The 11,283-nt window shown below is 62.0% G+C and carries 10 protein-coding genes; 5 read left to right on the forward strand and 5 right to left on the reverse strand.

Translation table 11 applies throughout. The annotated features are described in order from the left end of the window. Positions 1 to 29 precede the first annotated feature (29 nt). Together ACKAMS_RS30895 and ACKAMS_RS30900 are read left to right on the forward strand one after the other, a co-directional pair. The gene (locus ACKAMS_RS30895; RefSeq protein ID WP_408989982.1) at positions 30 to 2,297 is read left to right on the forward strand and encodes a HelD family protein; all 2,268 of its coding nucleotides are present in this window, start codon (positions 30 to 32) and stop codon (positions 2,295 to 2,297) included. A gap of 98 nt (positions 2,298 to 2,395) precedes the next feature. After that, positions 2,396 to 2,857 (forward strand): DUF732 domain-containing protein, encoded by a 462-nt coding sequence (locus ACKAMS_RS30900; protein ID WP_020969734.1) that lies wholly within the window; start codon positions 2,396 to 2,398, stop codon positions 2,855 to 2,857. A gap of 1 nt (position 2,858) precedes the next feature. Here ACKAMS_RS30900 and ACKAMS_RS30905 read toward each other — a convergent pair whose 3' ends face one another. The 3 genes from ACKAMS_RS30905 to uvrB form a co-directional block, all read right to left on the reverse strand. Continuing rightward, a complete protein-coding gene (locus tag ACKAMS_RS30905; protein ID WP_019748627.1) occupies positions 2,859 to 3,311 on the reverse strand; it encodes a universal stress protein in 453 nt (150 codons plus the stop codon). 188 nt (positions 3,312 to 3,499) lie between these two features. Beyond that, positions 3,500 to 4,375 carry an SCO6745 family protein gene (locus tag ACKAMS_RS30910; RefSeq protein WP_029538185.1) on the reverse strand — a complete coding sequence of 292 codons (876 nt, stop codon included), beginning with the start codon at positions 4,373 to 4,375 and terminating at the stop codon, positions 3,500 to 3,502. Positions 4,376 to 4,420: 45 nt separating this feature from the next. After that, a complete protein-coding gene (gene uvrB / locus ACKAMS_RS30915; protein ID WP_019748629.1) occupies positions 4,421 to 6,583 on the reverse strand; it encodes an excinuclease ABC subunit UvrB in 2,163 nt (720 codons plus the stop codon). Positions 6,584 to 6,669: 86 nt separating this feature from the next. On the opposite strand from uvrB, the gene ACKAMS_RS30920 reads away from it, so the two are divergent. Beyond that, positions 6,670 to 7,188 (forward strand): DUF402 domain-containing protein, encoded by a 519-nt coding sequence (locus ACKAMS_RS30920; protein WP_020969736.1) that lies wholly within the window; start codon positions 6,670 to 6,672, stop codon positions 7,186 to 7,188. Between the two features lie 4 nt (positions 7,189 to 7,192). Here the strand turns inward: ACKAMS_RS30920 and coaE are convergent, their stop codons facing one another. After that, positions 7,193 to 8,407, reverse strand: a complete 1,215-nt coding sequence (coaE, locus tag ACKAMS_RS30925) for a dephospho-CoA kinase (RefSeq protein ID WP_021334024.1) — start codon at positions 8,405 to 8,407, stop codon at positions 7,193 to 7,195. Positions 8,408 to 8,566: 159 nt separating this feature from the next. On the opposite strand from coaE, the gene ACKAMS_RS30930 reads away from it, so the two are divergent. After that, the gene (locus ACKAMS_RS30930) at positions 8,567 to 8,782 is read left to right on the forward strand and encodes a hypothetical protein (protein ID WP_003944056.1); all 216 of its coding nucleotides are present in this window, start codon (positions 8,567 to 8,569) and stop codon (positions 8,780 to 8,782) included. Between the two features lie 173 nt (positions 8,783 to 8,955). Here the strand turns inward: ACKAMS_RS30930 and rpsA are convergent, their stop codons facing one another. After that, positions 8,956 to 10,443, reverse strand: coding sequence for a 30S ribosomal protein S1 (gene rpsA, locus ACKAMS_RS30935; protein WP_019748632.1), 1,488 nt, complete (start codon positions 10,441 to 10,443; stop codon positions 8,956 to 8,958). A gap of 338 nt (positions 10,444 to 10,781) precedes the next feature. On the opposite strand from rpsA, the gene ACKAMS_RS30940 reads away from it, so the two are divergent. Next, positions 10,782 to 11,283 (forward strand): class I SAM-dependent methyltransferase (locus tag ACKAMS_RS30940; RefSeq protein ID WP_408989983.1); only part of this gene is annotated, 502 nt, incomplete at its 3' end.

Below are 11,283 nucleotides of genomic sequence, written 5' to 3' on the forward strand. Positions count from 1 at the left end.
TGAATTTCTCATCAAGCCTAGGAGATCCTTTGCCCGACGCGGACCCGTCACTGAACGAGCAAGAGCTCGAGCAGCAGTACGTGACGATGTTGTACTCCCGTCTCGACGATCTTCGAAAGTATGCCCAAACTCGCTTGAGCACGGTCCTCCTCGAGACCGGCGGAACCCCGCAAGCACGCAGTGAACGCGAATCCTTCAATGCCATGTACACCGAGGATCTCGCCAAGTACGACGCAGCCGAGAACGGAATGTGTTTCGGACGCATCGACTTCGACGACGAGCGACGCTACGTCGGCCGACTCGGAATTCTGGACACCGACAACGACTACGAAACGCTACTGCTCGACTGGCGAGCTCCGATGGCACGCCCGTTCTATCTGGCGACGCCCGCGGCACCTGAGGGCGTCAAGCGACGACGCCATATCCGCAGTCGGAGCCGAACAGTCACCGGAATCAACGACGAATACCTGGACCTCGACGCTGCCCGAGCCGCCGGCGTGGTGACCGAAGCCGGTGGCGTCGCCGGTGAGAGCGCACTCCTGGACGCTCTGAACGCAGCGCGTACGGGTCAGATGAACGACATCGTCGAGACCATTCAGAGTGAGCAGGATGCCATCATCCGCTCCGAGCACAAAAGCGTTCTGGTGGTCCAGGGCGGTCCGGGCACCGGCAAAACCGCGGTCGCACTTCACCGTGCCGCGTTCCTGCTCTACACCTACCGCCAGCAACTGGCCAAGGCCGGTGTTCTCATCATCGGGCCGAACGCGACGTTCCTCGACTACATCAGCCAGGTCCTTCCTTCACTCGGTGAGACCGGAGTTCTGCTCTCGACGATCGGGGACCTGTACCCCGGAGTGCGTGCGACTCGAACGGATTCCCTCGCCGCCGGTGAGATCAAGGGTTCCCTCGCGATCCTCGACGTACTCAAGAACGCCGTCCGGGATCGGCAGGAAGTCCCGTCGAAGCCGATCACCCTTCGATTCGACACGTACGACTTGAAGCTGGATCGCAAGACTGTCACGAAGGCTCGCGGACGTGCTCGGTCGTCGCGTCGCCCACACAACCTGGCGCGCCCGATCTTCGTGGCAGCAGTCATCGAGGCGTTGGCACTGCAGATGGCCGAACTCATCGGCGGCAACCTCGTGGACGGCGGCTCACTCCTCAGTCGGGACGACATCGCCGACATTCGCGACGAGATGCGTGAGGACGCGGACATCATGTCCGCCATCGGAAAGCTGTGGCCTGAATTGTCGCCGCAGCAAATCCTCGCGGAACTGTGGACCTCTCCGGCGAGGTTGGCCAAGGCAGCGCCGCAACTCGACGACGCCCAACGCGACGAGCTTCTGCAGAGCGTCGGACCGGGTTTCAGTGCGGCAGACGCTCCCCTCCTCGATGAACTGGCCGAGATCCTCGGAGTCGACGATGCCGCCGAACGCGAACGCGCACAACGTGAATGGCGCGCGCAGATCGCCGACGCCCAGGGCGCCCTCGACATCCTCACCGGCTCTGCACCACAGGATCTCGAAGACGAGCTGGACCCCGAGATCTTGATGGCGTACGACTTGATCGACGCCAGCCAACTCGCCCAGCGCCACGATCAGGGCCAGCGCCAGACCACGGCAGAACGCGCTGCCGGCGACCGAACCTGGACCTACGGTCACGTGATCGTCGACGAAGCCCAAGAGCTCTCCGAAATGGCGTGGCGAATGCTGATGCGGCGCATACCGAATCGCTGGATGACGTTGGTCGGCGATACAGCTCAGACCGGTGATCCCGCGGGAACCTCGTCCTGGCAGAAGATTCTCGAGCCTTACGTCGCCAAGCGCTGGAAGCTCACCGAACTGACCGTCAACTACCGAACTCCCTCGGAGATCATGGATGTCGCGCACCGTGTGCTCGAAGAGATCGACCCGGAGCAATCCGTGCCCCGGTCGGTACGCGACAGCGGATTCGCGCCGTGGGCACTCAAGACCACGGCCGAAGAATTGGAATCGACCGTGCGCCGTTGCATCGAGTCCGAGTCGCATCCCGGTATCACCGCAGTGATCGCCGGTTCCGAGGTCGTTGCCGATCTGGCGGGCATTGCGAGTGAGACCGTAAGTGTCCTGTCGGTCAAGGACGTCAAGGGACTCGAGTTCGACACCGTGTTGATCGTCGAACCTGCCGACATTCTCGACGAGTCACCACGCGGAATGAACGACCTCTACGTCGCGTTGACCCGCGCTACCCAGAGGCTCGGCATCATTCACGTCGAGTCGCTCCCCGCGGTTCTCGACGGCGTCGCGGCAGCAGAGTAGGCCTTCGATTCGTGAGCCTCACGGAGTAGGTTCGTGCGTGACACCACGAATCGTGGTGTCACCCCAATTTGTGTCGACGACTGAAGGAATGACCCCTCGTGCTTGGCCTGCCCGCAAGTTCCGCCGCACCCATCCGCAAGATCGCTCGCGTGGTGATCGGTGTCGGGATGCTTGCGGCGGTGACAGCCGGTTGTTCAGAGGATGATTCGAGTTCAACGGCTGCTGCAGGAAGCGACGACATCGCTGCCGTTGCTGCCGCACCGACCGAAAAACCGGTAGACGATGCCGAACGGTTGCGGGCGGCGCTCGCGTCTACGGGGGTCAAGCCCGCCTTTTCCGACGACATGTTGCAGGCGCTCGGTGACGGCGTCTGCCAGCAACTCGCGGCCGGCACGGATCGAGCGATGATCATCGCGAATCTGCGGACGGTATCGCTGAACGGCGCGAGCGAACCGATGGTCACCACCGGAAACGACTCGGCCGCATCGACAACGCCCCCCAGCGCCGATCAGCTGGCTGAAGTGTTCGTCGATGCGGCCGAGGCCGACTACTGCCGGTAGGTCAGCGAACGGTGTGCACGATCAGGACATCGGATGTCGCCTTGCGCGCCGCATCGGAAGGCACCGATCCGAGCAGACGCCCGGTCAGTGTGTTCAATCCGCGATTTCCGACGACCAGCAAGTCACCCTTGACCTCGTCGAGCAAAGCGAGAAGCGATTCGACGGGAGCGCCGACGATAGCGCGCTCGACAACATCCTTTGCACCCTGGGCATGTGCGCGCTCACGAGCGGTGCGAAGGATCTCGTAGGTCGGAGCGGAACCGGTGACCTGGTAGGCCTCGTTACCCAACGCATCAGCGGCAGCGCTCACGTCCTTGGGATCAGCCGGGTAGTACGCACACGCGATGACGAGCTGAGCGTCCGAGCCACTGGCAATGGCGGCAGCTCTGTCGACTGCCTTCAGTGACGACTCGGAGCCATCGGTTCCTACGACAACGGTCCGGTAGGCACTCATTCATTCCTCCATGGTTACGGGACGGACGGTACGGCCGGCACCGGGCGCAACGCTGTTGCGCCCGCTCGACAACCGCTGCGCTGACATTAGCGGGATTGTGCCGCGGATAGTGTTATTTGCAGTACACGCCACAAGCCCACAATGAATGTGATTCTTCGTCACAGACACATTTGTGCGGCGGTGACCACTCAGCGAAGTTTGCCGAAGCGGGGCCCGAACAGCGCCGCCGGAAAAACTTCTTGCTCGACCAGGGCGGTACGCCACGGCGTCGCCAATTCCAGCAACCGCTTGGCACCCTCCTCACCCAGCGCATCCCACGGAGCCAAAGCGAGGTCGTCAGTCAGGTCTTCGACGACGTCACGCAGTTCCTGCCCGTCCTCGGTCAGTGCACCGGACGAACGATCCAGCAGTTCGCGGTCCTTCAAACTCTCGACGGCCTCGTCCCACTGTTCCTGCGACCATCCGCGGCGAGTCTGCGCGAACTTACGCTGAAACCCGATTCCCGTCGCGGTGTGCGTGATCAACGCGTCCAGGCCGTTCAATCCCGCGGTCTGAAGAGCCGCAATGTGGCCGTCGCCGCGATACTCACGCAGCAGTGTCAGCGCGTGCCAGAAACGCAGGTGCGGTTCGGTCGGCCAGTCGAGCGACGCCCAACCCGCGTACAGGGGGCGGCCGTCCACTCCGGGTATGTTCTGAGCCGCGATCGACACGAGTTCGGCGGCCTCGGCCATGTCTGCCGATCCTGTCACGTCCGCACCGAACAGGCGGACGTACGCCGCGTCGATTGCCCGATACCGCGCGGCGACAACCTCTGTGGGCCTTGCCAATTCCCAGGCACGTGGGATGACGCTGGCGATCAGTTCGGGATTGAAGTTGAAGAAGGTGGCCGTGACGACAGTCGCCGGTGGAGCGCCGAGCGGTGCTGATCGCCCCGCGAAGTACACCATTCGGCCGGGCTCCAACCCGACGCCGACAAGCTCCTTCTCCGTCTCCGGGACGAAGTACGCCAACGAGTGGAGAAGTTCGAGAGTCCGCGCGGTCTTGCCTGCAGTCTGTGCATCCATACCTGAAACCGTAGCGGTCGAGAGCACGAACCCACGCGAGGCGACCTACTTGAGACCCGCGGCGTCCATCCCTCGGAGCTCCTTCTTCAAATCCGAGATTTCGTCTCGCAATCGCCCAGCCAACTCGAACTGAAGGTCGCGTGCAGCGTTCATCATCTGATCGGTGAGTTCCTTGACCAGATCTGCCAATTCGGCCCGAGGCATCGATTTGGTGTCGCGCCCCTCGTACACACCCGCACTGACCGCACGACCGGCCTCGCCCTGCGCACGCCGACCACGCGTCGCATTGCGACCCGAACCACCGACGTCCACGGACGCCGCTGTGTCCTCTGCCTCCTCGTACACCTGATCGAGAATGTCCGCGATCTTCTTGCGTAGAGGTTGTGGGTCGACGCCCATCTTCTCGTTGTAGGCGACCTGCTTCTCGCGTCGCCGCTCGGTTTCCTCGATGGCCTGCGCCATGGATGCGGTGATCTTGTCCGCATACATGTGTACTTGGCCGGACACATTTCGAGCCGCTCGACCGATCGTCTGAATGAGGCTGGTGGAGCTACGAAGGAAGCCTTCCTTGTCGGCATCGAGGATCGCGACCAGCGACACCTCGGGGAGGTCGAGTCCCTCACGCAGGAGGTTGATGCCGACCAACACGTCGTACTCGCCCAGGCGGAGCTGCCGGAGCAGCTCGACTCGCCGGAGCGTATCGATATCCGAGTGCAGATACCGGACGCGAATTCCGAGTTCGAGAAGGTAGTCGGTCAGGTCTTCCGACATCTTCTTGGTCAACGTCGTGACCAGCACACGCTCGTCACGTTCGGCACGCTCACGGATCTCGTGAACGAGATCGTCGATCTGCCCCTTGGTGGGTTTGACGATGACCTCGGGATCGATCAATCCGGTCGGGCGAATCACCTGCTCGACGAACTCACCGCCGGACTGACCTAACTCGTACTTACCGGGCGTCGCCGACAGGTAGACGGTCTGACCGATCCTCTTACTGAATTCTTCCCAAGTCAGAGGGCGGTTATCGGTTGCCGACGGTAGCCGGAATCCGAATTCGACCAGGTTGCGCTTGCGCGACATATCGCCCTCGTACATGGCGCCGATCTGCGGAACGGTCACATGTGACTCGTCGATGACCAGCAGGAAATCTTCGGGGAAATAGTCGATCAAAGTTGCGGGGGCAGTTCCGGGGCCACGGCCGTCGATGTGGCGCGAGTAGTTCTCGATGCCGGAGCAGAATCCGACCTGCTTGATCATCTCTAGGTCGTACTGCGTTCGCATGCGCAGACGCTGAGCTTCGAGAAGCTTGCCCTTGCCCTCGAGTTCCGCGAGTCGCTCTTCCAGTTCCGCCTCGATGTCCTTGGCTGCACGCTCCATGCGTTCAGGACCGGCGACGTAGTGCGTCGCCGGGAAGATGCGAACCGTGTCGACCTGGCGAACGATGTCCCCGGTCAGTGGATGTAGGTAGTACAGCGCCTCGATCTCGTCACCGAAGAATTCGATGCGGACCGCCAACTCTTCGTAGGAAGGAATGATCTCGACCGTGTCGCCGCGCACGCGGAACGAACCTCGCGTGAACGCCATGTCGTTGCGGTTGTACTGAACGTCGACGAGCAGACGGAGGAACGCGTCGCGCGGTACCTCGACACCGACGTCGAGCTGAATCGAGCGATCGAGATACGACTGCGGTGTACCGAGGCCGTAGATGCACGACACCGAGGCCACCACGACCACATCCCGTCGTGACAGAAGGCTGGACGTTGCCGAGTGGCGAAGCCGCTCGACGTCGTCATTGACCGACGAATCCTTCTCGATGTAAGTGTCCGTCTGGGCGATGTACGCCTCGGGTTGGTAGTAGTCGTAGTACGAGACGAAGTACTCGACCGCGTTGTTGGGAAGCATTTCCCGAAGCTCGTTCGCGAGCTGAGCCGCCAAGGTCTTGTTCGGAGCCATCACCAAAGCCGGGCGCTGCAGCTTTTCGATCAACCACGCTGTTGTCGCGGACTTACCGGTACCGGTCGCACCGAGGAGGACAACGTCCTTCTCTCCCTCATTGATCCGTTTTTCAAGCTCGGCGATAGCTGCCGGCTGATCGCCTGCCGGTTCGTACGGGCTGACGACCTCGAAGCGCGCGTCTGAGCGCTCGATGTCACCAACCGGCCGAAACTCGGAATGCGCGACCACGGGATGTTCGGAAGCAAACGCCATGAAACCAGGGTAGGCGCACCCACCGACACAATGCCTGCTCGTCCGCGTTCAGCCGAAAATGCAGTTCGGCGGTAGGTTCTTCGACCATGAGCGAGGAACGTCCCCACATTCACCGGCCGAAGGTCGAAACCTTCGACATCGCAGCTCGCACCAACGTCGATCCCAAGGGTTTCGTTCGCCCGGTCGAGCACTACCGCGAAGAACCGTGGGGGCTGTACATGGCGCGCCACGCCGACCATCCCCGGTTTCACTACCTGGAGTCCTGGATCATTCCCGAACTCGGAATTCGAGCATCGATTTTCCACTTCACACCAGAGCATGTCCGCGACTGGGATTTCTATGTCGACATCGGCGACTTCACCCGCGGTGAGCAGGTCTGGACATCCGAGGACCACTACCTCGACCTGATCGTGCAGACCGGACGCAGCATCGAATTGCTCGACGTCGACGAATTGCTCGAGGCGAACACCGCCGGGATTCTCGACCCGAAGACGTCAGAGCGCGCGATGCTGAACGCGGCCCGCGCTATCGACGGCATCGCCGCCCACGGTCACGATCTCGACGCCTGGCTCACCTCTGTGGGCATGCCGGTCACGTGGCGCTGAGCGGTTAGAGGGACCAGCCTGATTTCTCGGCCCACTCCCACGCCCGGTGGAAAGCGGCGTCGAACCACGGCGTCTTGACTCCCAGGTAGGCGTCGATCGCAGCGGCGTAGTCGTCGATGCCTGCGGCACTCTCGGCTGCCTTGACCTTGAGTTCTGCATACTCGGCACGCGCCGACGCATCGGCGCGAAGCCAGTCGCGGAAGAGGATCGCGAACTGCTGACCGGGCCAACCGTCCACCCGAATGTGAATGTTCGCGCGGCGCCCTGGATCGGCACTGCCGTGAATCCGCTTTGCCCACACCGCCGGATCGGTTTCACCACCGAGGTACGACGGTTTCGGGTCGTCGGCGACGATGTGCTCGATCCGGGGGAACCCGGCAGCGGCCAGATCTTCCGCGAGGTCGTCGGCAACGCCGAGGTGCTCGACAGTGATCTGAATGTCAATCACGTCCTTGGCATCGAGACCAGGCACCGCGGTCGATCCGATGTGATCGATACGGCGCGCGCGGTCGCCGGACGCCAGCGACAACCGGCCGATGATCCGTTCGGCCTGTGCCGGCCACGACGGGTCAGCTGGAGCCAGCTCCGGCAGTGCACGTACTACCGTGCGCTCGCGGAGGTTCTTCTCGAAAGGTACAAGTCGATTCGCCCACAGGTCGCGGACCACGTCGTCGAGTGAACCCGGCTCTCCGCTGTTGTCGAGCCACACGTCGGCAACCGCACGACGCTGATCGTCATGTGCCTGCGCTGCGATGCGCGCACGAGCGTCGGATTCCGGCATGCCGCGTGAGCCCACCAAGCGTCGAACTCGTTCCTCCTCGTCGACGTAGACGATGACGACCAGGTTGAACGCCGGCGCCATCGAACCCTCGACCAACAGCGGAATGTCTTGAACGAGCACTGCATCCGACGGTGCAGACGAGATCTGCTCCATCGTCCGCGCACCGATAAGTGGGTGAAGGATGCCATTGAGAGTTCCGCGTGACGTGTCGTCGGCAAACGCCAACGAGGCCAGCGCGGGGCGGTTGAGGCTGCCGTCCTCCGACAGAATCCCGTCGCCGAATGCGTCGACCAGAGCGGCAAGGCCAGGAGTACCGGGCTCGACCACTTCTCGGGCGATCAGGTCGGCGTCGACGATGACGGCTCCCAGTTCGCTGAGGATTTTCGACACTGTCGACTTACCGGCTCCGATGCCTCCAGTGAGGCCTACTCTCAACACACTCGACAGTCTCTCATCTCCGCGCCCGAGAGATTGAGACACGCCTACCGATCGAACACGCCGGGGCGTTCGAGGCTCAAATACCACAATTTCGGTGACCGTGCGGTTATGTTCTAGCGAACGCACCTGTACCTGCACCTTCTCGAGAAAGTGGACGCCATGCGAGCAGATCGCGACCATCACGGTCAGCACCGCCTCGGAATGCCGAACGGCGTGCACTGCATAGAGTTTCCCGAAGTTGCTTTTGCCCTGGCAGAGCACCGTCGTACGTGGTTCACGATGCTCGTGAGCCAAGGCCGACACAGCTTCGCATCGATGCGTAAGCGCACAGCCGAAGCGACCGCCACCTACTGGGTGCCTGCTCCCGCAAACTGAGTTTTTTCACGAAGTAAAAAATGACCGGCAACCCTACGGTGCCGGTCATTTTTGCGTTCACTCACTGAATTCTTCGCGTGCCACTGATACCTGACCGAGAAAGAACCCCGCCCCTGCAAGTGCAGGGACGGGGTTCTTCACAGATCTCGCTTGATCAGATCAAGCGGTAATCCTTATGCGTTGCCCGACAGCTTCTCGCGAAGTGCGGCGAGCTGCGCATCGCTGGCAAGCGATCCGCCAGCGGACTCTGCCGGAGCGGAGCCGGCAGCAGCCGGAGCCTCAGCATCGTCTGCAGCAGCCGTCTCCGAGGAGTAGCCGGCAGCAGCGGTGGCAGCCTCAGCGGCCTCGTCTGCAGCGGTCTTCTCCATCTGAGTGGTGTGCATCTTGTGGCGACGCTCAGCCTCGGCGTAGCGGTTCTCCCACTCTTCGCGCTGCTTGTCGAAGCCCTCGAGCCATTCGTTGGTCTCGGGATCGAAGCCCTCGGGGAAGATGTAGTTGCCCTGCTCGTCGTACGAGTCGGCCATGCCGTACTTGGACGGATCGAACTCGGCGTTGTAATCCTCGTTGGCCTGCTTCAGCGACAGCGAGATACGACGACGCTCGAGGTCGATGTCGATGACCTTGACGAGTGCATCGTCGCCGACGCCGACAACCTGGTCCGGAACCTCGACGTGGCGCTCAGCGAGCTCCGAGATGTGAACGAGGCCTTCGATTCCCTCTTCGACGCGCACGAATGCACCGAACGGAACCAGCTTCGTGACCTTGCCGGGCACGATCTGGCCGATGGCGTGCGTGCGGGCGAACTGACGCCACGGATCTTCCTGCGTTGCCTTGAGCGACAGGGAGACGCGCTCGCGGTCCAGGTCGACGTCGAGAACCTCGACGGTGACCTCGGTGCCGACCTCGACAACCTCGGACGGGTGATCGATGTGCTTCCAAGACAGCTCGGAAACGTGAACCAGACCGTCTACGCCGCCCAGGTCCACGAATGCACCGAAGTTGACGATGGAGGACACGACGCCCTTGCGGACCTGGCCCTTCTGGAGCTGGTGCAGGAATTCGCTGCGAACCTCGGACTGAGTCTGCTCGAGCCATGCGCGGCGCGACAGGACCACGTTGTTGCGGTTCTTGTCGAGCTCGATGATCTTGGCCTCGATCTCCTTGCCGACGTACGGCTGGAGGTCGCGGACGCGACGCATTTCGACGAGCGAAGCGGGGAGGAAGCCACGAAGACCGATGTCAAGGATGAGGCCGCCCTTGACGACCTCGATGACGGTGCCCTTGACGGCCTCGTCCTTCTCCTTGAGCTCCTCGATGGTGCCCCAGGCACGCTCGTACTGAGCGCGCTTCTTCGACAGGATCAGTCGACCTTCTTTGTCCTCCTTGGTGAGGACGAGAGCCTCGACCGCATCTCCCACGGAGACGACCTCGTTGGGGTCGACGTCGTGCTTGATGGAGAGCTCACGAGAAGGGATGACACCTTCGGTCTTGTAACCGATGTCGAGCAGAACCTCGTCGCGGTCGACCTTGACGATGGTTCCTTCGACGATGTCGCCATCGTTGAAGTACTTGATCGTGGCATCGATGGCGGCGAGGAAGTCCTCGGCGGAGCCAATGTCGTTAATGGCAACCTGCGGCGAGGTGACGGTTGTGGAGGGCATATGTTGAATTGCTCCGGACGAGTTGTGGTCGGTTGATGGATTTTGTCGGACGAGATGCGCAACTGTGGCGTACAAATGTTGGAAGTACTTTTGTGAAGTACTAGATCGAAGTACCCAGCTGCATCAATAACGAACAACCGAATACCGGATCACATTCCACACCACGGAAGCGCACCGCGAGCTCCCTCGGTCCAACTGATTCCGAGACCTTGGTAAAGATCCCGTATAGACAATCGGTCGGATGACAGACACTCGCGTGAGTAAGACTACGCGTCGGCTATCTTGCCGGGCAAACCCGGGTACCCTGCGCCCGCATCGCCCGTTCTACTGTGTTGTTCATGTCTGACGAGCGCCATGCCGCCGCCAATTCCATTCTCGGCACCAGCGGTGTCGGCCGGGTCCGTGTCGATTCCAGTGCCAGCGACCGTGCCAGCCGTGCGTGGTGGGACGCCGACGCCGACGATTACCACCGAACCCACGGCGAGTTTCTGGGCGTGAACAGCGCGGAAGGTGAATTCGTCTGGTGCCCCGAAGGGCTGCACGAGGGCGATCACCACTTACTCGGCGACATAGTCGACAAAGACATATTGGAAGTGGGTTGCGGCTCGGCGCCGTGTGCCCGATGGCTCGCCGGACACGGTGCTCGGGCCGTCGGTCTCGACATCTCGATGGGGATGCTCGCCCGCGGGCTGGACGCGATGAATGCCGGCGGACCGGCAGTCCCGTTGATTCAGGCAAGTGCGGAACTCCTGCCATTTGCCGACGAGAGTTTCGACATCGTCTGTTCTGCGTTCGGCGCCGTCCCGTTCGTTGCCGATTCGCAGCGAGTGATGAACGAAG

It is taken from the genome of Rhodococcus sp. 5A-K4 (assembly GCF_046097995.1).
In the GTDB taxonomy this organism is placed as follows: Bacteria; Actinomycetota; Actinomycetes; order Mycobacteriales; family Mycobacteriaceae; genus Rhodococcus_F; species Rhodococcus_F erythropolis.